This is a genomic window from Marinitoga sp. 1135, assembly GCF_013363245.1.
GTDB classification, from domain to species: domain Bacteria; phylum Thermotogota; class Thermotogae; order Petrotogales; family Petrotogaceae; genus Marinitoga; species Marinitoga piezophila.
In genome coordinates this window covers 115,419-138,175 of sequence record NZ_LBEZ01000008.1, presented here as the reverse complement: position 1 = coordinate 138,175, position 22,757 = coordinate 115,419, and the positions used below count along the sequence as shown (strand labels likewise).

Below are 22,757 nucleotides of genomic sequence, written 5' to 3'. Positions count from 1 at the left end.
CCTCCATTTACAAATCTATTTCTAAGTTTGCTTTTAATACTATATCATACGGGAATTCTATTATTTTACCACCATCTTTTTCTTTTATATAAATAGTTTTGTCATTTATATCTTCAATATATCCCTTTATAGCTGTTCTGTTTTGTACCCTTTCTTTTAGAATTACTTTTACTAACTTCCCTTTAAATCTAATAAAATCCTTTAAACTTCTTAAAGGTCTATCTAATCCCGGAGAACTTACTATTAAATCATATGATGTATCTATAAGATCTTTTTCGTCAAGATATGATTCTATTGTTCTTGAAAATCTTTCACAATCATCAATTCCAACATATCCATCTTCTTTATCAATAATAATTTCAAGCTTTACTTTTTTTCTAATTTTTTTAATCGATACGTCGAAAATTTCTAAATCCATATTCCTGGCAATTTCTTGCGATTCTTTTAAAATCAGGTCTTTTAAATCTTTCATTTTGCACCTCCTTTTATAATAAAACAGAATTCGAGGGCTACTGCCCTCGAACGATTATTTCTATATCTGCAATTGATTATACCATAAAATATAGGTAAAATCAAGTAGTTTAAATTAGTTGATTTTAAATCCGTATACTTCTTTTTCAAATTTAATTATATCTTCTTTATCTGTAATAACCTCTTTGTCAGTTGATATATTTTCTCCAAAAACATCACTTAATATTTTTTTTGCTTTTCTACTTGTATTATGTTCAATTTCAGAAATCATTCTCAATAATTGTCTTCGATTTTTTGTAAAAATATCAAAAACTCCACCTTTTATCATCTGTTCAATTATATTTCTTGTTATGCGTTTTTCCTTTGTTCGCTTTATAAAATCTTCAAAATCCTTATAATTCCCTTTTTCTTTTATATCTTTAGCTAAAACCTCTTCTGCAAATATACCTACTCCTTTTATAACCCTTAAAGGTAAATATAATGCATTATCTTTGCACATACCTTGTGGATAAAGAATACTTGCATTTTTAATTTGAATATTCATATACTTACTTTCTTCAAAAAGAGTTTCTGACAACCCTTTAAACTTTATATATTCCAAAAAGAATTTACATCTTTCTCTTGTTTTTATTTCAGCCAGCCAATAACTAAGATGAGCATATGCAACACTATGTGATTTATTAAACGCATATTCTGCAAATTTTTCTATTTTAGAGTAGAGCTCCTGTGATTCTTTATTTCCAATCTTTTTAGCTGCATTAAAAATAAACTTTTCTTTCAACTTTTTTAATTTTTCTATATCCTTTTTTGACATTGCTTTTCTAAAATCGTCTGACTCTTCTGGGGATAATCCTCCCAATTTTTGTGCAATATACATCACCTGTTCCTGAAAAATAATAACTCCCTTAGTCTCAGGCAAGAGTTTTTTTAGATATTCCCTGGAACTACCCTCAAGATACTCATCAAACATTCCAGAATTCAAAGGTCCCGGTCTATTCATTGCAAGTAAAATTGTTAACTCCATAAAATTTTTAGGCGCTAATTTTCTGGATAGTTTTTTACCCAATCTGGATTCAAGCTGGAATATCCCTTCTGTTAAACCAGCAGAAATTAACTTATATACTTCTTTATCTTCTAAATTTACAAATTTATCTTTAGCATATTTAAAATTAAAACGTTTTAACAGGGCAAGTGTATCTAAAGACAATATATCAAATTTTTCTATACCTGAAAGCTTTAATTCATCCATTTCCCATAATGTAATTGGAATATTGTTTTGCCTATAATCAAGAGGGATTTTTAATCCCATATCTTCTTTTGATAATATCACACCAGCCGCATGTACAGATTCAGCTATTTCCAATCCTTCAAAATAAAATGCAAGAGTATAAAACTTTTTTAATTTTTCATCCATATTAGGATATCTTTTCATATTTTCTAAAGACCTAATTGGAAATTTTAACTTTTGAGACATATCATATCCTAAAATTTCTTTTGCTTTTTTTACAGCGCTTTTTTCTTTCATTCTTACATATGTTCTAACCTGAGCAATACTAAAAATTTCATTTAATTTTTTTATGACATTATCTCTATTTTCAGAATCTATATCCAGATCTATATCTGGCAATTCTTTTCTAGACGGATTAAGAAATCTTTCAAAATATAAATTATATTTTATAGGGTCTATTAGCGTTATTCCCAACATATAAACTATTAGCGAACCAACAGCAGAACCTCTTCCTGGACCAACATATGCCCCTGTATTTCTAGCTGTTTCAACTATTTTTTTTACAGTTAATATATAATCTGAAACTTCCATATCCTTTATAACCAATAATTCTTTTTTTAATCTTTGCATATATTCATCTGGCAATTTTGCCATATAGGGCAATAGCGATTCATATAATCTTTTAAATCCTCCCATTTGAGGCAAATTTACATAAAAATCTTTTACATTATAAGAGGGAGTTGTTGAGTTTATATATTTTAATATATTACTTCCCAAATAATCTTCTATTTTAAGATTTCCTTTTAAACATCCACCAGAAATATTTTCAGAATCCAATAATTCTTTAACCGTCTGTGTGGGGAAAAGTATCTTCTCTTTTATCTCATTTTTTTCAAAATATCTTACATTTATATTTTCTTTTTTTCCGTTGTAAAATTGTATAATTTCCAACAACTCTTTTGAATTTACAGGAAAATAAATTTTTCCCTTCATTTCAAATAAAATATATGGTACTATTTTATATTTTTTAGCTAAATTAATAAATGTTGGCCAGGATTTCGGATGTGATTCGCATAAAATAATTGAATCATATCCAAATCTCTTGGCCATAGGAAAAAGGTCATTTATTTGTATTAGAGATTTACCTATACTTTTTGATGTGACTACAGGTCCTAAAAATTTTTTCAAATAGCTTCACCTCATTATATTAATTGGATACCTTTTTTAACAACTCTATCGTTTCTTCAAAAGAAAGATCTAATATATTTTCAGCAATTTCAGTTAATTCTTTTAAAGTCATATAATCAAGAGCATCAATATATGGTTCTATTTTTTCACCAAATTTTTTTCTTAATAATGAACGCGTTAGTTTTCTTTCTCCAGCTAACATTCCACTTTTAAATCCCTGTTCTATTCCCTGTTCTATTCCCTGCTCTATCCCTTGTTTCATTCCTTGCTCTATAGCATCTTTATATGCACCATTTACAGCTTTTACAAAATTTTCAAACATTTCTTCCACCTCCTCCTCTTCAAATATCTCTTCATCTAAATTCAAATCTCTATTTCTTTTGACGAGAGTTTTTATCACTCCGTTCACGTAATTTCCAAATTTTTCCTTTTCTTTTTCAGGTAATTTTTCTAATTCTATTTTTATTTCCTCTATTATTCTGGTTACTGTTTTGTTTTCTGCCTTATTTAATGCCAGTAATAACCCTAATGCCTTTTTTATTTTTATTAATTGTTCTTCAGGTATTTGAGTTAAATCAATCACCTTATATTTGAACTTTGGTGTATATTCATCAAACATTTCCCAATTTTCTACTTTTTTCATAAACCAATTTTCAGCCGTCCATTTTCTTTTTCCTGTATAAAACACTATTGGCATTATTGGTATTAATTTAAATCCTTTTGTTCTCGATTCTTTTTTATGTTCATTTATATAATTTTTCCATATTCGCACCATATATTCGAGTATTCTAAATTGCATTAAATAATCTACAGTTGATTGATGTTCTATCAATAAATATAGATATACCTCATTTTCAAAATATTTTACTTTAAATAGTAAGTCACTTTCCTTATCTCCATATTTTATATCTGTAAATTTTGTATGTTCTATTGTTATATCTTCTGCTGAAATCCCATAACTTTTTAATTTAGGAATAAAGATATCTATAAACTCAACGATCATTTCCTTATCGGATAATATCTCTTTAAATAGTTGATCATATATCCCCATTGTTTCACCCCTTGTTAACTTTTTCATATTTTATTATATCATAATTTTTATTTTCACATCATCAATCTCTTTAAAACTATGATATAATTGGTTTAGAAAATTTCTACATAACAATGGAGGAATGTTAATATGCCCATAGATGGACTTTTGTTAAATAAATTAATAAGGGAAGCCAAAAAATTTGAAGGTCAAAAAATCCGAAATATATATCAACCGGTAAATGATGAAGTGCTTTTGCAACTTCAAAACGGTTTTTTGTTGTTTGTATTAAAGAATCCCTCGTATATAATCTCACTTGAAACAAAACCAAATATGCCTGATACACCACAAAATTTTTCAATGTTCCTAAGAAAAAGAATTAAGAATGCTAAAATTATGAAAATAGAGCAACTTGGACTTGATAGAGTTGGATATATTGAACTTTCAGTAATAGATGAAACCTTTGAAATGAGAAATTACAAATTGTATTTTGAATTAATGGGAAGAAATTCAAATATATTATTGGTAGATGAAAATAATAAAATCTTAGATGCATTAAAAAAAGGGATTACACCTTCAAGAAGTATAATGCCTGGCGCAGAATATATTCCATTTTATAAAGAAGAATATATCAACATATTAAAACACGATAAAATTGATTTTGATATAGACAGGCAATTAATGGGTTTTTCAAAGTTAAGCAAAAAATTCTTTTTTGAGTATATTGAAAAATATGATTATATATCCTTTGTTTCTGAATTCATGGATAATTTAAATGTTTATACCTTTGATTATGAAAATAAAAAGGAGATCCTCGCTTTTAGACCTGTAAATTATGAATATAATGAATTTAAATCGCCTTCAGAAGGCTTATTAAATTTCTTTGAAAAGCAAAGTATAAATTCAAGGTTTTCTGAATTGAAGAGAAGATTGGAAAAGATAGTAATAAAAGAAATCGAAAAATATGAAAAACTTCATAAAAAGCTAAAATTAGAAGAAAAAGAAATACAAAAAATTCCCGAACTTGAAAAACAGGGACGATTATTGCAGGCTTATCTGTATATGTTTAATCAGAAAACTGATTTTGTTGAAGTAGAAGATTGGGAAACTGGTGAAAAAATGAGAATCAAGCTTAATCCATTAAAAACACCAAATGAAAATTTACAAACCATATTTAAAAAGGTTCATAAACTTAAATCAAAGGAAATTCACTTAAAAGAAAGACTAAAAATCACATCTGAAATGATTGACTATTTGTATCAACTATGGCAGAGCATAGAAATGGCAGAAGATATTGAAACATTAATGGAAATCAGGGAAGAAATGATTCAAGAAAGATTTATTAATGAAAATAATAAAAAGAAGAAAAGAAAAAAAATCATTTCAAAACCACTTGAATTTAATTATAACGGCTTTAAAATTCTCGTTGGAAAAAATAATATTCAAAATGACCAGATTACAAGAGAAGCTGATAAGGAAGACATATGGCTTCATGTACAGGGGATTCCCGGAGCTCATGTAATTATAAAAACAGAAAGAAAAAAAGATATTCCACAAGAAGTTATTGAATATGCTGCATCTCTTGCTGCATATTATTCAAAAGGGCGAATGTCTTCAAAGGTTTCTGTAGATTATACTCAAAAAAAGCATGTATGGAAACCAAAAGGGGCAAAACCAGGAATGGTCTTATATAAAAACTTCAAAACCATATACATAGAACCAAAATCCCCATCCTGAATCAGGATGGGGATTGTTTAAAAATTACAATTGTTCTGCAAGTTCTTTCGCTGAAGATATTGCATCTACTATTTGGCCAACTTTGTTTGCATCACCTATTACATATACATTATTAAATTCTTCTTTGAGTTTTTCATATAATTCATTTACAGGTTTTGTTCCTGCTGTAACTACAATATCATCAAATTCGCCTAAAGAAGTTATTCCTTCTCCTATTTTTTCAACAATAACTTCTTTACCTTTTATTTCTTTTACCATTGTTTTAGTATAAATATTTATCTTTGGAGCATAATTTTTCTGGAACAATTTACTTGCAACTACTTCCATTCCTCTTCCAACTTCTTCCATTAATTCAACAACAGTTACATTTTTACCTTCATTAACAAGTGCTTCTGCTGCTTCTAACCCAATTAATCCACCGCCAATTACCAATACATTTTTACCTTCAACCTTTTTACCGTCAAAGAAGTCAAATCCTGTAATGTAATCTGTTAAACCAGGAATTGGTGGAACAAATGGCTTTGCACCAGTAGCAACGATTATAATATCATAATTTTCTTTTTTGAGCATTTCTGGCGTTACTTCTGTATTATATTTTATTTCAACTGATTTTTCTGTTTTTCTTATAATATCTTCAAGTGTATCTTTCATATAAATCTTTCCTGGAGCTCTGTAAGCTAATACCCATTGACCACCAGCATAATCATTCTTTTCGTAAATAGTTACTTCATAACCTTTCTTAGATAAATATGTTCCTGCAAATAAACCTGCAGGTCCTGCACCAATAATAGCAACCTTTTTCTTTTCAGGAATCTTTTCAACAACAAATTCACTATGAACTTCTGGATTCGCAATACAATTAATTGGTTTTCCTGCTTTAACATTTGCAAGACAGCCCTGCAAACAACCTCCACATCTTACAAAATCATCTGAGTTAGATAAAATTTTATTAGGAAAATCTGGATCTATTATTAATTGTCTTCCAAATACAACTCCATCAATTGTTCCGTCATCTACAAGTTTCTTATATCTTTCATCAATTTGCATTCTTCCTACTGCAATAATAGGAATTTTTGTTAATTTTCTAATTTCTTTCAATCTATTATCCATTATATCTGTTGGTAATGACATGTGATTATAATACCATGGTGCTGAATCACATGCGTTACCCCAACCAACGTGAATAATTGATACACCAAACTCTTCTGCTAAAGCAAATATCTTTGTTAAATGTTCATCTGTAATTCCACCTTCAACAAATTCGCTTCCTGAGATTCTTAAAATTAAAGGTATATTTGTAACTTCCTTTACAGCTGATAAAACTTCCCTGGCAAATTTAAATTTATCTTTTCCATATTCGTCATCTCTTTTATTCAATCTTTCAGAATAGAATTGATGAACAATATAACCATGACCAAACTGGATTTCTATTCCATCAGCACCTGCTTTTTGTGCTCTTTCAGCATTTTCTTTAAATGCCTGTATTAATTCCTTTATTTCATCAAGAGTTAATTCTTCAGGAGTTACTCCTGTAGATGGGCATTTTACAGCAGAAGATGATTTTACAACTTCAGATGCTTTTGGATTTGCTGCCCTTCCAGCATGATTAAGATGTACAATTAATTTGGTGTCGTATTTGTGTAATGTGTCAACAAGTTTCTTTAATCCTTCAATGTGTTCATCAGTATCCAACATTACCTGTTTTGGATGTTCTTTTCCTGATTTTAACACTGATATAGGCTCAAGAATAATTGCTCCGACTCCACCTTTTGCTTTTCTTTCATAATATTTAATCAATTCTTCTGTAATAAAACCTGTCTTTGGTGTAGCTAATGCTGTTTTTACAGGTGACATAAAAATATGGTTTTTTGCTTCAAAATCCCTGAATTTCAAAGAAATCACCCCTTTTATATTTTAATATCCCCTTCTACCTAATCCTGCACCTCTTCCCATTCCATGTCCCATGCCGCGACCCATTCCTCTTCCCATTCCAGCACCTCTACCCATACCTCTCATTGCTGGATTTTCAGAATTTGGTCTTATAGCATCTTTAGGACATTTTTCCATACAAATACCACATCTTGTACATATATCATTATGTATATATGGATATCCATCATCTTTTAATTCAATTGCGCCTTCCACAGGACATACATTTACACATATCTTACATTTTATACATTCGCTTTCTTTTACCCAGGGCATATAATATCCCCTCCTTTACTCTTCCACTTCTCCTGCAAGAATAAATCTCAATTCTTCCATAGCGTCTTCAACTGTTTCACTTTCCACTATAATAGGTTTATAACCAAGTTTATCAAGTTTTATCATTGAACCTTTTCCCATGCTTAATCCTACCCATACCTTACAGTGACCCAAAAACTCCAATATTTCTTCAACTTTTGCGTGCATATGCGTTTCTGCATATGGATTTTTTATCTCTTCTACTTTTTTAAAATTTTCTCCATCATATTCATATACTACATATAATTCTGAGTGACCAAAATGTTCATCGTTCAAGTGTACTCCGTCTTTTGTACCAAATGCTATTTTCATCATTTCACCCCTAATTAATGTGTAGCGTGTTCTACTTTTTCTAATTTTCCATTCTTATAATTTTCTATGATATTTGAAAGTTTATCCTTTTTTGTTAAATATACTTCAATACCTGCAGCATTTAACACTTCAAATGCATTTTTACCAACACTTTCAAGTATTAATACATTAACGCCTTTTTCAGCAAGCATTTGTGAAACCTTTGGTCCCATTCCATGTGCTTCGCTTGCATTATTTTCAACAACTTCTACAATTTCATCATTATCGAGGTCATAAATTACAAATAACTCTGCCCTCGCAAATCTGTCATTACTTAATGATTCTAAGTCTCTTCCCTGTGATGGTATAGCTAATTTCATCACTAACACCTCCGTTTATTTTAATTTTTCCATTACTTTTTCAAAGATTTCTTTTATTGCTTCTGCCGCTTTACTGTTTTCATAATTCACTACAGGATTAATTTCTAATACTGCTTTTAATACTGTTTCATCAAAAGGTATTTCTCCCAATACTTCTATGCCATCGCTTATACAATAATTGATTATTTCTTTACTTACATCTGGATTTAAGTCGTATTTATTAATAACTACACCAAAATCTCTTTTAAAGTATCTTACTGTTTCTACTATTCTCTTTAAATCATGAAGTCCTGATGAGGTTGGTTCTGTTACAATTACAACATAATCTGTTGCTGTAATTGAAGATGTTGCAGGACAACCTATACCAGGTGCTCCATCAATTAAAACAATATCTTTGTTATTTTCTTCTGCCTTTTTCAAAGCGAGTTTTCTAACTTCTGCTACTAAACCTCCTGATGTTTCTTCACCAGGATTTAGATTAGCATGAACAATTTCTTTTCCATCAGATACTACAGAATAATAATATTCTCCCGATAAAGCTGTTTCTAATCTTATTGCATTTTGAGGACATGCAATAACACAGGCATTACATCCTTCACATGCATATGGATCAACATCATATATTCCATTTTCAAATGTAATAGCTTCAAATCTACAAACATTTTTACAAATACCGCATTTATCGCATTTATTTTGATCTATTATAGCCTTTTTTCCACCATAATATTCATATTTTTCTTTTAAATCACCATTAAACATTAAGTTTAAATTTGCTGCATCAACATCACAATCTGCTAATACTGCATTTTTCAACAAAGCACCAAATGATGAACTCAATGTGGTTTTTCCTGTTCCACCTTTTCCACTAACTATTGCAAGTTGTCTCATTTAACCAACCCCTTTATTTCATCAAACACATTTAAGAATTTTTCTTCCCATTCTGGTAAATACTCAGAAAAGATTTTTCCTTCTGAATATAATTTAGCAATTTCTCTATCAAAAGGTATCTTCAATAATATTGGTACATTTGCTTCTCTGGCATAATCATCTATAATTGTTGTATCATCACTATCTCTATTTACAATAATACCTGACGGGATTCCCATTTCTTTCACCAGATCTACAGCAAGGCTTAAATCATGCAATCCAAATGTAGTTGGTTCAGTTACAAGAATAGCAAAATCTGCATTTCTCAAACTTTCAACAACAGGACAAGAAGTTCCTGGTTGTGAATCTATTAAAACAACATCGGCATTATCATCTATATGTTTTTTTAATTCCCTTATAATCCTTACTCCTGAAGGTTCTCCAATATTTAATAATCCCATTCCAAATTCGAGATTTTCATTGATTTTACCTAACTTGATTTTACCGAGGCTTTTTGGTTTCTCTGTAATTGCATCAACAGGACATACCATTGCACATGCCCCACAACCATGACATAAACTTTCAAAAACCAACGTTCCCGTTGGAAATACTGAAATTGCTCCGAATTGACAGGCTTTTGCACATTCACCACATCTAATACATGCATTATTATCAACTACTGGTAATAACATATCTACACTTTCTTCTTTATAAAAGTCTATATTGAAAAAAAGATGATCATTTGGTTCTTCAACATCAACATCTAATAATTGAATTTTATATTTTTTTGATAATGCATAAGCTAAATTTGTTGAAACTGTAGTTTTTCCTGTTCCACCTTTACCACTTAAAACGGTTATTCTCATTTCATAACCTCCATTCTATATATTAGGACTATATATACAATTCATATATATCATACCACTTTATTTTTAAATTTCAAAGAGGGTTGTCATTATGGCAACCCCCTTTTTAAACAATTATTTTTTACCACCAGCCTCTACCAAACCCACGGCCTCTGCCAAATCCTCTTCCATATCCATAACCTGCTCCGTATGTTCCTCTACCGTAACCATATCCCCTACCGAATCCTCTTCCGTATCCTCTACCATATCCAAAGAATCCTGCAAATCCTCCAAACCAACCTCTCCTTACTGGTGTTGTATAATACCCTGGATTGCTGCATGGTCCCCTTCTTAAACCTATTGGACCTGTACCCATTGGGCCTGTACCATCAAATCCTGGCATCATCTTTCACCTCCCTGATTATATCTATCGAGTTCTCTTAATCTTTCTTCTACAAAATGCAACTCCTCTTCAAGATATCTTTTATAATCCAAAAGCATAGCTTTTTCTTCTTCTACTGAATATCCATAGTAATCATCATATGGTTCATCGTAATATCTTCCGTATCCACCAAAACCTCTTCCATAACCACGTCCAAATCCTGCTCCTCTACCGAATCCTCTTCCATATCCTCTACCCATGCCTCTTCCAAAACCATATCCACCATTTCCGTATCTCATATCCTCACCTCCGGATAAATTATATATGTTTTTTGCATATATCCATTTTTATTATATACCTAATACATATATATGTCAAGTAAACATTGTAAAAAAATTTTTGCACATCAATGAAAATTCCTCAATAAACATATAAAAAATATCACCGTCTGAATAGCATTACTTCAGACGGTGATCGGTTATTTCATTTAATTAAATATTTTTTATTAAATCATTTTTTGTGCACATTTCCTCTGTTTTAGGGCCATATGAAATATGAGATATTTCTATTCCTGTTTTTTCTTCAATAAACGCCATATACTTTAAGAAATTAACATGATTTGTATCTGGCCAGCCTTTTAATGTCTCATATACAGGTTTTCCAACAAAAAAATCATATGAAGAAGATGGAATTTCTTTTATTTCACCATTTACATCATATGCAACACACACTTTAATTTCATCAAAACCATTTAAAACATCGGCTTTCGTAATAACAAATTTTGTCAAACCTGATCTCAATTTTGCATATCTTAAAGCTGGTAAATCAAGCCAGCCAACCCTCCTCGGTCTTCCAGTTGTTGCACCAAACTCATTCCCAAATTTTCTTATTTTTTCTCCAATTTCACTAAATTCCTCTGTTGGAAATGGCCCTTCACCAACCCTTGTGGTATACGCTTTCAATACTCCCAATACCTCATCTAATTCAAATGTTGAAAACCCTACAGAAGATACACCATGAGCCATTGTTGCACCAGAGGTTACAAATGGATATGTCCCAAAATCAAGGTCAAGCAATACACCCTGAGCACCTTCAAAGAGAACAGAAGTATTTCTGAATACCTGCGCCATATCTATTGCTGATGTGAATTTGACATTTAATTTTTCAAGCTTTCTTTTTTGTTCCATTAAATAATTAAAAATTTCTTCAGATGTAAAATTAAATCTTTCTTTGTATATATTTTTCTTTAAATACATTACTTCTTCTAATCGTTCTCTTAAAAGTTTTTCATCAAATAAATGATATATTTTAAATCCTTCTCTTGATACTTTATCTGTATATGCTGGACCTATTCCTTTTCTTGTTGTACCTATTGGATTTTTTCTTAATTCTTCAAGGATTCCATCCTCTTCTTTATGATACGGAAGAACAAGAAAGGCTTCTAAATCTATGTATATTTTTGATGAAACTCCTGGAAAATCTGCTTCTAATATTTCCAGTTCTTTTATTAATTGTTCAATATCTATAACCATTCCAGCACCTAAAAATGCCTTTGAATCCCCCTCAGGAATTATAGACGGAAGCAAATGATTTACATATTTTTTCCCTTTATAGTATATTGTATGACCGGCATTGGCACCACCAGAAAACCTTACTATCCATTCGTAATTTCCAGAAAAATAATTTACCACCTTTCCTTTTCCTTCATCACCCCATTGAGCACCAACAATAGCAACTCTTTCCATACTTTTGCTTCCTCCTTCCAATAAAGTAAAAGAAGCCCTATAAAGGGCTTCTTTTAGTATTTTTATGTAATTGTAATATTGTATATTTCCGCATTTTCTTTTCCTCCATACAAAAATACACATGTATTATATCATAATTATCCTGTGATTTCAATAATCATTTTTTAATTTCATATAATTATTGTATAAGATTATAAATTTTTCTATAGAAATATTTTCCGGCCTTGTTTTTGGATCTATATCTGATTTTTCAAGTAATTCATCAAGCCTATCCTTTATTAATCCCTTTAAATTATTCCGTATTGTTTTTCTCCTCTGCGAAAACGCAACATGAACAAATTTGAAAAATCCTTTTTTGTTAATATCAGGAATATCTTCTTTTGGAGTTAATTTTAATACAACAGAATCAACTTTTGGATTTGGAATAAATGCATGAGGTGGAACATTTAATACTTTTTCCACCTTACAAAAAAATTGGACAAATATACTCAAAGGGCTATAATTTTTCCCGCTTTTTGCCATCATTCTTTCGCCATATTCTTTTTGAACCATTAATAACGCTAATTGAAAATCTGGCGTCTCAAAAAAAATCTTTTCTAGTATTGGTGAGGTTATATAATACGGAATATTGGCGATATACTTTGGTTTCTGAATTTCTGATATATTCGCTTTTAAAAAATCTATAAATTGAATTTCTACATTTTGATATTCTTTAAATCGTTCTAATAATAATGGTTTAAGTCGTTCATCTATTTCAAATGCATATAGTTTTGCCCCGGTTTTAGCAATTTCCTCTGTTAGTGTGCCTGCACCAGGTCCTATTTCTATAACTGTATCCTCCTCTGTTACAGAACCTTTTTTTACTATTTTTTTAGCATATTCAGATGTAGACAAAAAATTCTGTCCAAGACTTTTTTTTAGTTGTATATTATATTTTTTTAACCAGTCTGATGTCTTCATTCTTCTCGCCTCGCATGTAAATATATATACTTGACAAAGTATAGTTTTTGTTGTATAATATCAAAAAAAGAAAATAACTGCCAATAAACCCAAATAAATGCCAATATCAAAGTTAAACAACTTGTAGTAATTCCCCCTGTTTAACTCTTTAGCAGCCCGAAAATCGGGCTGCTTTTTTTTATACATTATATTTTCTTTAAATAATCAACAACATACATTTTCCAGATATTTTTAAATATTATCAGCAAAGGAATTGTTATTAATACACCAACTACACCGTATAATTGGGCAAAAATCAACATTGAAGTTAATATTAAAAACCAGTTTATATTTACCTGACCTCCTGAAATTCTTGGTGCAAGCACCCACATTTCAAGTTGATTGGCAAAGGTTATTATTATTACTCCCTTTAATAATCCCATTAAACCAAAGTTAGTAAATCCTAATAGTAATATTGGAATTGCTGTAATAAATATTCCTAAATATGGTATAAAATCTGTAATACCTGCAAGTATTCCTAAAAATAAAGCATAAGGAAAACCAAATATCAATGCCATTATCCAGGTTATCACACCAACTGATAATGCTGTTATTATCTGCCCTGAAACAAATTTTCTCAAATCACTATATGTTTTTATTAAAAAATCCTTTGTGCTATCTATTTCGGAATTTGGAAAAAACATATCAATAAGATTCCACATTCTTTTACTTGCTATTGCCATATATCCTGATGCCACTATTAATAATAATGCAATAGTTAGAAAATTGGATATATTAGAAGCTAAATAACTTGCAAATTGAACTATCATATTTCTTAAATAATCTCCTGCAGTATCCAATAATGTATTTACAACTTCACCAGTTGTCCCGGGAATCCCCTGGAAATCAAATTCAGCTATTGAATCAAAAACCTTTTTACTCTCTTCTATTGTAATAGGAATTATACTATAAAAAGCATATACTATTGCTCCATAAAATATCAATGAAGCTATAGGAACAGTAAGTTTTCTCGGTATTTTTATTTTTTCAAGATATGATGCAATTACATCTATTAAAATAGTAAAGAACATGGCTATTACTAAACTTCCAACTATTGTAGAGAAAATTTTTAATGATATCATAAACACTATTAAATACATCATTATAAACCAAAAGCTTTTTTTCATTATTCTACCTCCTTAGAATTAAATATTATATCATATGGAGGTTCAAGATCTGATTCCAGAGTTGTGGAATGAACATTTCTTTTAAAATACCACCAGAAGATATATGGGTCTGTTGCATAGACATCTGCTATCGAATATATCTTTGAATTTTTTATTATTACATTATCTATTAATATTTTTTTATCATTATATGATTCATCATATTCTATTTTATATTCTTTTTGAGATGCTAATTTTATAGAATTAGCTGGATTAGCCAGATAACGTTGTAATATAATCAATGCACTATTTTCATCTTTTTTCTTTTTTGCCTTTTTAGAATTTAAAAAATCCTTTGTCATTAAATAGCTATTTTGTGTTGTAAGTCTTTCATCTACCAAATACACTTCAGAATTAAATTTATTTTTTAGTTTTATTGCAAAATCTATTGTTTTAAATGTTTGTGTGGAATATCTCCCGGACATTGATATTGGAAGACCTACTATAAATATATCTCCATCTTTAAAAATTTCATTTTCAAGCACCTTTAATAATTTATCGCTTCCAACACTGTTTTTTATTGTTGGAATTTTCAAAGCAGCCTCTGCAGTAGCTATACCTGTTTTTTTTAATCCATAGTCAAGCGCTATAAATTTCAAAACGTTAACATCTCCTCTATAATATCCTTTTGAGTTTTTATAATATTATATTCAATTTCTTCATTTTTCAATATCTTTACAACTTTTTCCTTATCTTCTTCGGAAAATGCAATTACAGGATTAGCACCAAGTGCAAATAATTTTGAAAAAACATTATTTTCTCTTAATTTATCTAAAATATGTATTATATGTTTTTGCTCTAATTTTATATACATATTTAAATCCCTTGTAGTTTTGAACATTTTTACTTAACCTCCGCAAATTGGTTATTTAACAGAGAAATAAACTGTCTTGATTTGAAATTCATAAAGAAATTTATAGAACTCTTTAATAACCATTTATCAAGAATACTTTCTTTAGCTTTTACATTTTTATGTATTAAATCAAGCTTAAAGTCGTCTACTGCTTTAAGTCCATTTGATGTATTTACAACTATACCGGAATTTATCAGTTCGTCTGTTATAGTCTTTACAAGTTCTGTGTCATTATTAAAGTATTTTTCCGATAATGCATTTATGGTAATGTTTGTATTTTCTTCTATCATTTCATATACTTTCTTTAATACTTCTGGTGAAGGATAATTTCTTGAAAAATCATACATTAATTTTGTTGAAAAATCTGTATTATATGCCATAACAAATATTATATTTTCTTTTTTATTATGTGGCCATGATGATACAAGATCCAATAATTCAATACGCGTCTTAGGAACATCATATAACATAATTATAGAATTTCTATCCTTCTGTTCTAAAGCTAACCCATCATTTGCAAATTCTGAAATTAATATTCTCGAAGGTCCTTTTTTATTAATCTCTCTAATATTTATTTTTTCAAAAAATGTATGCATGTGCGAATAATACAATATATAATCTTCGGAATATTCATATGTTTGAGAAATATAATTCTTTAAATTTTTATATGGTGTGACATTATCAACTATAATATTGAGATTTTTGGAATTATATAAATAATCCTTTATAAGTTTTAGCTTGTTGGAATTTATTTCCTTTACAACTTCAAAAGAAGGAACATTGGAGTTAACATTTGCAACTCTATATCCACTAAGTTTCAAAAATTCTTTTATGGTTTCATCATAAAATGTCCCTAAAATGTTTATATTATATATTTTAGTTCTAACTACTTTTCTAAACTGAATATACTCTGGAATATTTGCTATAGCCTGATGCGAGAATGAATAGATTGGTTCATCAATTAAAAGGTTTTTAGAAAACTCATTGAGCTTGTGTATATTTTGCATATACGCCGGTACTGTTAAAAGAATAACTCTTTTACTTTTTAATACACTATTTTCTATATGAGATTTTTTATTATAATAAATTTTATCGGAAGAAATATATTGATTAATAATTTTATAAGTATATTCAAGCAACAAGTGCGATGCACCTATGATAATGAGTTTTTCTCCCTTTGATACAGTATTTTTAATCTTTTCAATTAATAATGTATTTTTTATCTTAAGAGGTGCAAATATTGCAGTTCTATTTTGTTCTATAATATCGAGCAATATTTTATACTTATAATTTGTAAGATGATGAACATTATCTTTAGCATGTAATGATATTAATAAATTTCCATGATTTTCTTTTTCAGTTAAAGAATCACCGACAAATTCTATATCTTTTACATAAAATTTCAATACCTTTTGATTGTTATAAAATGTTCTCTCAACTCTGAAATTACCAACTATATTACATTTTATATTCCCCGTAATATTTTCCCTTTTATTTGCTAATACACCATAACCAACAATTTCAAATATCATACCCTTAGGTGTTTTTGCTATTGCTGCTATATTCTCTTCTTCAGCACCAAAAAGTTTTACTTTTTCAAGTACTACATCCTTTATTAAAAATGTCGGCTCTGGATTTTGATAACCAAATGGTTCTAAAAGAGCTATATCGTCAAAAAAATTACCCCATAAATTCTCAATTTCCATGTCTATTTCTATTTCAGATTCCGGTTCTTTATCGCCATAAATATTTGAATATACTTCATTAATCTTTTCTCTAAGCATTTCTATCTTTTCAGAATCAATTGTAAATCCTGCAGCCAATTCATGACCACCATATTCCTTAAAGAAATCTTCATTTTCTTTAGTAATATTTTTCATTAATTCAATAAGACTAACTCCCTGCGGACTTCGGGCAGACCCTTTTCCAAGATTATCTTCAGAAGTAGTTGAGACAAGAAGAACAGGCTTGTTAAATTTATTTGAAAGCTTAGAAGCCACAATTCCAAGAACCCCTAGATGCCAATCCTGGCCGCTTAAAACAAGAACCTTTTTATCATGAAAATCCGGATTAATATCCATTAAACTTAATGCTGATTTATATATACGCCTTTCATGTTTTTGCCTTTCGGTATTTAAGTCTAATAATTGTTTAACTTTCTTTTCTATATTTTTTTCTTCTTCCGTAAGCAATAACTCAAATGCTTTCATGGCATCAGCCATTCTTCCAGCTGCATTTATTTTAGGTGCAATTTTATATGCTATAACATAAGATTTTACATCTTCTGGCATCACACCAATTTCCCTCATCAAATGCCTTAATGCAGGACTGGGATCAGTTCTTAACTTTTCAAGCCCTCTCTTTACAAAATACCTATTCTCGGATCTTAAAGGAACTATATCAGCAATAGTTCCAAGAGCAACAAGATCCACAAGAGAAAACGGATCAAATTTTATATCATTTATTTTCTCATAAACTGCAAGTAATACCTTAAAAGCAACACCTACTCCCGATAATCCTTTAAACGGATATTCATCATCATGCCTTTTAGGGTTTACAATAGCATCTGCTTCCGGTAAAACCTCCTGCATTTCATGATGATCAGTAATTATAATTCTCATTCCTTTTTCTTTTGCATGAGCTATTTCTTTAAGTGACGTTGTTCCACAATCTACAGTAATAATATTTTTATATCCCTTATTATATAGCTCATCTATAGCTTCAATATTTAAACTATATCCTTCATCTATTCTATTTGGAATATATGCTTCTATATCCCATCCCAATGCTTTAAATCCCTGGTAAATTACAGCAGCCGCTGTAACCCCATCTGCATCATAATCTCCATATACAACTAATTTTTCTCCTTTATCCCTTATATCAAATAAAATATCAACAGTTTTATCCATATCCTTCAAAAGATATGGATCTATAACCGTTGATTCATCGGGATATAAAAATTCTTTTATCTGCTCTATATCGGTAATTCCACGTGCAATAAGCAGTTTAACCAGAAATTCGGATAATCCTAATTCTGAGGAGATATGCCTTGCAAGCTTTAAATTCTCCTCAAATAAAGGATTAGCCGAGTCCCAAAAGACCCTCCAATTCTTTTTCAAAATATTCTCTCCTCTCTTATTTATTTTTTTTATTTTGTTATAATTATACAAAATTTATAGTACCAAAATCATTAGAGATATATTCCATTAATTTTAATTTAACGTTAATTCATTTCTTATTTCATATTTATTTCAAATTTTGTATATTGTGATATAATAAAAAAGAAATCTTATTGGAGGTGAATTTATATGAATAATAAAAAGATTCTATTAATTTTATTAATGTTTTCTTTATTTATTTCTATTTTCGCTGTAAACAACAAAGATTCAAGAAAAACCCTTTTAATTTATTCAAGAGGTTATTCATTTTTATCAACAAAAGTAGAACACAAACTTAAAGAAGCATTAATTAACCAGGGAAAGTATAGACTTGTAGAAAGAGATATAAACGTAATGAATGAAATAGAAAGAATCTTACACGGTCTCACATCAAAAGATAATTTTAATTTAAATCAATTAGCAGCAGATTATATTGTTTATATAGAAGTTATAGATGCAGAATCATATAGAAAAACCGATGAATATGATAATATCTGGTATGAATACCACATTGAAGGGGCATATAGATTAATAGATATTGAAACAAGTCAGATTCTGGAAATAAAAACTATAGATGCTGTTGGAACTCATTACGTTTCACAATATGTTTCAGAATACGAAGCAAAAGAAATGGCAAGAGAGGAAGCGATATCAAGTCTGGTAAATACCCTTGTATATAGAATGAATAAATTATTTTTAATTAGCGGTAAAATTATAGGTATTGAAGGAAATTTACGTGTTTTAGTAAATATTGGAAGAAATAATGGAGTATATAAAGGAATGATGTTCTCATTCGCAAAAAATTACGAAATAAATGGTGATGTATATAGAAAAACAAGCGGAAAATTAGTCACAAAAGAAGTTTCCTCCAATTCCGCAATCTTAGAGATTTTAGAAGAACCTGAATTCGCTCTAGATAATACAGTCAGTGTAATAGAAAATCCGGATATTTCTCCATTTAGAGCACATTTTTCTTTATCAATGACAACAAAACTCCCGGATATTTATTCATTAAGAATGGATTTTCTTATTGACAATTATAAAAACTTCACATATGGTGTTTTTGTAGAATTTTCAGATGATATAAATACATTTTACACTTCTACAGGATTAAATATAAGATACACACCTGAATATACATTTGGAAATTTAAATCTGGGGGCCGATTTGTATATCTCAAGTTATTACAATACCGAAATTGATTACAATGAAGACTATATTGCTGATGTTGGTATTGGTATAACTCCTATAATAGGATTAGAACTAAAACCACATAAGAATTTTGGAATTATCATAGAAAGCGGTTATACTTTTGAAAGCTCAATAGGTGGTAATTATCCAGCTAACAATGCACCTTATATAAAAGCTGGGATTGATTTAATATTCTAAATTAATTCAAACCCGGGATGCAATAAAATCCCGGGTTTATTTAATTTTAATTATTATGTTACCAAAAAGAAATTATTTTTTTGAACATTCTATTCAAAAAACAGTCTAATATGTCGGATAGCAAATCTATCCTTTATTTTTTGAAATATTATTAGCAAATAATTATTACGATTGCTAAAAATAAAAATTAAAAATAGATGTCTCAGGAGGTGATGGGTATGCTAAACCCAAAAAACTTTACAGAAAAATCGCTGGAAATAATAGAAAACGCCAGAACAATTGCCAATGGATATGGCACCAATGTGTTAACACCTGAACATATTACACTTGCCATTCTTGATAGCGATGATGAACATGTAAAAAAATTATTTGAAACAATAAACGTAGACGCTATAAAGGATAATATAGAAAGTGAATTGGCAGAAAACGCACAATATTCATACGGAAACCTTACTGATAATAGGGTATATATTTCCAGCACATTAGAAAGAATCTTTGAAATTGCAAAAACAGAAGCAAGAAAAACCAAACATAAACTTATTACAACATTGCATTTATTACTTGGAATAATGCTCGATGGAACATCTTATTCAGCAAAATTATTCTCAAAATACGGATTAACAACCACAGAAGTTTATGAAGAATTAAAAAACATAAAAGTAACCAAAGAAGGAACAGAAGAAAAAGTTGGAGATGTTTTAGAACAGTTTACCATTGATTTGACAAAAATGGCAGAAGAAAAGAAATTAATGCCTGTTATTGGAAGAGATATTGAAATCCAAAGAACTATTGAGATATTAAGCAGAAAAACAAAAAACAATCCTGTTCTCGTTGGTGATCCAGGTGTAGGTAAAACAGCTATAGTAGAAGGATTAGCACAGAGAATAGTAAAAGGTGCTGTTCCAGATGCATTAATAGACAAAAGAATTTTACAGCTAGATATGGGTAGATTACTGGCAGGCGCAAAATTCAGAGGAGAATTTGAAGAACGTCTAAAAAATGTAATCGATGAAGTAAAAAAACAGGGTGATAAAATTATATTATTCATTGATGAATTGCATACAATTATCGGCGCAGGAAAAGCAGAAGGAAATTCGATGGATGCTGCAAATATGTTAAAACCTGATCTTGCACGAGGAGAATTAAGAGTTATAGGTGCAACAACACTTGATGAATATAGACAGTATATTGAAAAAGATAAAGCTCTTGCAAGAAGATTCCAACCTGTTCAGGTTGATGAACCTTCATTAGAAGACGCAATAGAAATCTTGAGAGGTATAAAAGAAACATTTGAAAAACATCACAATGTTAAAATTTCAGATGAAGCAGTAGTTGCAGCAGTGAAGTTATCACATAGATATATAACAGATAGATTCTTACCAGATAAAGCTATAGATTTAATCGACGAAGCTGCAGCAAAAGCAAGACTTGAAAAGAGCTCTAAATTATCCAATATTAAGAAATTGGAATACGAAGCAAAGGAATTAGAAGAAGAAATTAACGACTTAACAGTAAAAGGAAAATATGAAGAAGCTGCTTTAAAGAAACAAAAATTATTTGAATTGGAAAAAGAAATTGAGAGACTAAAAGAAGAATACGAAAAGGAAAAAAACAAAGAAGAGGAAGAAGTAATTGTAGATGAAGACAAAATTGCAGAAATTATTGAAAAATGGACAGGAATTCCAGCTAAAAAAATGCTCGAAGAAGAAAGAGAAAAATTACTTAACCTTGAAAAAGAAATACACAAAAGAGTTGTAGGGCAGGAAGATGCTATTGTTAAAGTTGCTCAACATATAAGAAAAGCAAGGGCTGGTTTAAAAGATCCAACAAGACCTATAGGTTCATTCTTATTCCTTGGTCCAACTGGAGTTGGTAAAACAGAATTAGCAAAAGCATTAGCTGAAGTATTATTTGATACAGAAGACGCACTAATCAGAATTGACATGTCTGAATACATGGAAAAGCATGCAGTTTCAAGATTAATTGGTTCACCTCCAGGATATGTAGGATATGAAAGAGGAGGTCAATTAACAGAAGCTGTTAGAAGAAAACCGTATTCAGTAATACTAATCGATGAAGTAGAAAAAGCACATCCAGATGTATTCAATGTATTATTACAGGTATTAGACGACGGAAGATTAACCGACGGAAAAGGTAATACCGTAGACTTCAGAAATACCATTATTATAATGACAAGCAACATCGGTTCTGAAGGGATTTTAAAAACATTAGAACACAAAGGGCACCTTGGATTTGTAAGCGAAGAAGAAAAGGCTTCTACAGAAGAAGAACTGGAAAAATTGATAAAAGAAGAATTAAAGAAATTCTTTAGACCGGAATTCCTTAACCGTTTAGATGAAATAGTGGTATTTAAACCATTAACCATAGAAGAAGTAAAAGAAATTGTTGGAATATTATTAAAACGCACAGAAGAAAGATTAAAAGAAAAAGATATAGAATTAATGATTACAGAAGACGCAAAAGAATATATTGCTAAAAAAGGTTATGATAGAATCTTTGGTGCTCGTCCATTAAGAAGAGTTATAGAAAGAGAAATCGAAATGGAATTGGCAAATAAAATAATTGCTGGCGAAATTCCTCCAAAAAGTAAAGTAATTATTGACTTAAAAGATGATAAATTATTAATCAGAACCAGCAACGGTGAAATAAAACCAAAAGAAGAAAAGAAAAATTAAATAATTCATATTTAAAGGCAGGTGCAAAACCTGCCTTTTTATTATTTATTCTTTAAGGATTTTCCTATCCGTCTATTGAAAAATTAAT

At 29.7% G+C, this 22,757-nt stretch carries 20 protein-coding genes; 3 read left to right on the top strand and 17 right to left on the bottom strand.

Translation table 11 applies throughout. The annotated features are described in order from the left end of the window. Positions 1-7 precede the first annotated feature (7 nt). From rimP to XO10_RS04870, 3 genes are all read right to left on the bottom strand, one after another. Positions 8-472 (bottom strand): ribosome maturation factor RimP, encoded by a 465-nt coding sequence (gene rimP / locus XO10_RS04880; RefSeq protein WP_175421195.1) that lies wholly within the window; start codon positions 470-472, stop codon positions 8-10. Positions 473-586: 114 nt separating this feature from the next. Further along, positions 587-2,887 carry a DNA polymerase III subunit alpha gene (dnaE, locus tag XO10_RS04875; protein ID WP_175421194.1) on the bottom strand — a complete coding sequence of 767 codons (2,301 nt, stop codon included), beginning with the start codon at positions 2,885-2,887 and terminating at the stop codon, positions 587-589. 19 nt (positions 2,888-2,906) lie between these two features. Beyond that, positions 2,907-3,938 (bottom strand): Rpn family recombination-promoting nuclease/putative transposase, encoded by a 1,032-nt coding sequence (locus XO10_RS04870; RefSeq protein ID WP_175421193.1) that lies wholly within the window; start codon positions 3,936-3,938, stop codon positions 2,907-2,909. A 129-nt stretch (positions 3,939-4,067) separates the two neighbouring features. Between XO10_RS04870 and XO10_RS04865 the strand changes: the two genes are divergently transcribed. Beyond that, a complete protein-coding gene (locus tag XO10_RS04865) occupies positions 4,068-5,654 on the top strand; it encodes an NFACT family protein (protein WP_014296457.1) in 1,587 nt (528 codons plus the stop codon). 24 nt (positions 5,655-5,678) lie between these two features. Here XO10_RS04865 and XO10_RS04860 read toward each other — a convergent pair whose 3' ends face one another. The 14 genes from XO10_RS04860 to recJ form a co-directional block, all read right to left on the bottom strand. Further along, complete coding sequence (locus XO10_RS04860) at positions 5,679-7,556, bottom strand: FAD-dependent oxidoreductase (protein WP_368494258.1); 1,878 nt, start codon at positions 7,554-7,556, stop codon at positions 5,679-5,681. A 12-nt stretch (positions 7,557-7,568) separates the two neighbouring features. Further along, positions 7,569-7,859 (bottom strand): 4Fe-4S binding protein, encoded by a 291-nt coding sequence (locus tag XO10_RS04855; RefSeq protein ID WP_014296459.1) that lies wholly within the window; start codon positions 7,857-7,859, stop codon positions 7,569-7,571. A gap of 15 nt (positions 7,860-7,874) precedes the next feature. Further along, positions 7,875-8,210: a NifB/NifX family molybdenum-iron cluster-binding protein gene (locus XO10_RS04850; RefSeq protein WP_050899158.1), complete on the bottom strand. Its 336-nt coding sequence runs from the start codon at positions 8,208-8,210 to the stop codon at positions 7,875-7,877. 14 nt (positions 8,211-8,224) lie between these two features. After that, positions 8,225-8,569, bottom strand: a complete 345-nt coding sequence (locus tag XO10_RS04845; protein ID WP_014296461.1) for a NifB/NifX family molybdenum-iron cluster-binding protein — start codon at positions 8,567-8,569, stop codon at positions 8,225-8,227. Between the two features lie 15 nt (positions 8,570-8,584). After that, the gene (locus XO10_RS04840; RefSeq protein ID WP_014296462.1) at positions 8,585-9,457 is read right to left on the bottom strand and encodes an ATP-binding protein; all 873 of its coding nucleotides are present in this window, start codon (positions 9,455-9,457) and stop codon (positions 8,585-8,587) included. After that, positions 9,454-10,302 carry an ATP-binding protein gene (locus XO10_RS04835; RefSeq protein ID WP_014296463.1) on the bottom strand — a complete coding sequence of 283 codons (849 nt, stop codon included), beginning with the start codon at positions 10,300-10,302 and terminating at the stop codon, positions 9,454-9,456. Before XO10_RS04835 ends, XO10_RS04840 begins: the two co-directional genes overlap by 4 nt. Before the next feature lie 121 nt (positions 10,303-10,423). Then, entirely contained in the window at positions 10,424-10,687 is a 264-nt protein-coding gene (locus tag XO10_RS04830) for a hypothetical protein (RefSeq protein WP_014296464.1), read from the bottom strand. Further along, on the bottom strand, positions 10,684-10,962 hold the full coding sequence (locus tag XO10_RS04825; RefSeq protein ID WP_014296465.1) for a DUF5320 family protein: 279 nt from the start codon (positions 10,960-10,962) through the stop codon (positions 10,684-10,686). Before XO10_RS04825 ends, XO10_RS04830 begins: the two co-directional genes overlap by 4 nt. A gap of 192 nt (positions 10,963-11,154) precedes the next feature. Further along, positions 11,155-12,408, bottom strand: coding sequence for an adenylosuccinate synthase (locus XO10_RS04820; protein ID WP_175421192.1), 1,254 nt, complete (start codon positions 12,406-12,408; stop codon positions 11,155-11,157). A gap of 150 nt (positions 12,409-12,558) precedes the next feature. Then, complete coding sequence (rsmA, locus tag XO10_RS04815) at positions 12,559-13,368, bottom strand: 16S rRNA (adenine(1518)-N(6)/adenine(1519)-N(6))-dimethyltransferase RsmA (RefSeq protein ID WP_014296467.1); 810 nt, start codon at positions 13,366-13,368, stop codon at positions 12,559-12,561. A gap of 185 nt (positions 13,369-13,553) precedes the next feature. Then, complete coding sequence (locus XO10_RS04810) at positions 13,554-14,534, bottom strand: AI-2E family transporter (RefSeq protein ID WP_175418240.1); 981 nt, start codon at positions 14,532-14,534, stop codon at positions 13,554-13,556. Continuing rightward, entirely contained in the window at positions 14,534-15,172 is a 639-nt protein-coding gene (gene ruvX, locus XO10_RS04805) for a Holliday junction resolvase RuvX (protein WP_075780451.1), read from the bottom strand. Before ruvX ends, XO10_RS04810 begins: the two co-directional genes overlap by 1 nt. Beyond that, positions 15,169-15,414, bottom strand: a complete 246-nt coding sequence (locus XO10_RS04800; RefSeq protein ID WP_014296470.1) for a hypothetical protein — start codon at positions 15,412-15,414, stop codon at positions 15,169-15,171. The genes ruvX and XO10_RS04800 overlap by 4 nt, the downstream gene beginning before the upstream one ends. 2 nt (positions 15,415-15,416) lie before the next feature. Continuing rightward, positions 15,417-18,545, bottom strand: coding sequence for a single-stranded-DNA-specific exonuclease RecJ (gene recJ, locus XO10_RS04795; RefSeq protein ID WP_175418241.1), 3,129 nt, complete (start codon positions 18,543-18,545; stop codon positions 15,417-15,419). Positions 18,546-18,734: 189 nt separating this feature from the next. Between recJ and XO10_RS04790 the strand changes: the two genes are divergently transcribed. Next, complete coding sequence (locus XO10_RS04790) at positions 18,735-19,973, top strand: hypothetical protein (protein WP_175421191.1); 1,239 nt, start codon at positions 18,735-18,737, stop codon at positions 19,971-19,973. 218 nt (positions 19,974-20,191) lie between these two features. Further along, positions 20,192-22,669, top strand: coding sequence for an ATP-dependent Clp protease ATP-binding subunit (locus XO10_RS04785; protein WP_175421190.1), 2,478 nt, complete (start codon positions 20,192-20,194; stop codon positions 22,667-22,669). Positions 22,670-22,757: the final 88 nt, after the last annotated feature.

Excerpts from the sequence above, each read along its gene's own strand:
- rimP (WP_175421195.1), bottom strand. The coding sequence starts at position 472 with ATGAAAGATTTAAAAGACCTGATTTTAAAAGAATCGCAAGAAATTGCC.
- XO10_RS04870 (WP_175421193.1), bottom strand. The coding sequence starts at position 3,938 with ATGGGGATATATGATCAACTATTTAAAGAGATATTATCCGATAAGGAA.
- XO10_RS04865 (WP_014296457.1), top strand. The coding sequence starts at position 4,068 with ATGCCCATAGATGGACTTTTGTTAAATAAATTAATAAGGGAAGCCAAA.
- XO10_RS04855 (WP_014296459.1), bottom strand. The coding sequence starts at position 7,859 with ATGCCCTGGGTAAAAGAAAGCGAATGTATAAAATGTAAGATATGTGTA.
- XO10_RS04850 (WP_050899158.1), bottom strand. The coding sequence starts at position 8,210 with ATGAAAATAGCATTTGGTACAAAAGACGGAGTACACTTGAACGATGAA.
- XO10_RS04845 (WP_014296461.1), bottom strand. The coding sequence starts at position 8,569 with ATGAAATTAGCTATACCATCACAGGGAAGAGACTTAGAATCATTAAGT.
- XO10_RS04840 (WP_014296462.1), bottom strand. The coding sequence starts at position 9,457 with ATGAGACAACTTGCAATAGTTAGTGGAAAAGGTGGAACAGGAAAAACC.
- XO10_RS04835 (WP_014296463.1), bottom strand. The coding sequence starts at position 10,302 with ATGAGAATAACCGTTTTAAGTGGTAAAGGTGGAACAGGAAAAACTACA.
- XO10_RS04830 (WP_014296464.1), bottom strand. The coding sequence starts at position 10,687 with ATGATGCCAGGATTTGATGGTACAGGCCCAATGGGTACAGGTCCAATA.
- XO10_RS04825 (WP_014296465.1), bottom strand. The coding sequence starts at position 10,962 with ATGAGATACGGAAATGGTGGATATGGTTTTGGAAGAGGCATGGGTAGA.
- XO10_RS04820 (WP_175421192.1), bottom strand. The coding sequence starts at position 12,408 with ATGGAAAGAGTTGCTATTGTTGGTGCTCAATGGGGTGATGAAGGAAAA.
- rsmA (WP_014296467.1), bottom strand. The coding sequence starts at position 13,368 with ATGAAGACATCAGACTGGTTAAAAAAATATAATATACAACTAAAAAAA.
- XO10_RS04810 (WP_175418240.1), bottom strand. The coding sequence starts at position 14,534 with ATGAAAAAAAGCTTTTGGTTTATAATGATGTATTTAATAGTGTTTATG.
- XO10_RS04800 (WP_014296470.1), bottom strand. The coding sequence starts at position 15,414 with ATGTTCAAAACTACAAGGGATTTAAATATGTATATAAAATTAGAGCAA.
- XO10_RS04790 (WP_175421191.1), top strand. The coding sequence starts at position 18,735 with ATGAATAATAAAAAGATTCTATTAATTTTATTAATGTTTTCTTTATTT.
- XO10_RS04785 (WP_175421190.1), top strand. The coding sequence starts at position 20,192 with ATGCTAAACCCAAAAAACTTTACAGAAAAATCGCTGGAAATAATAGAA.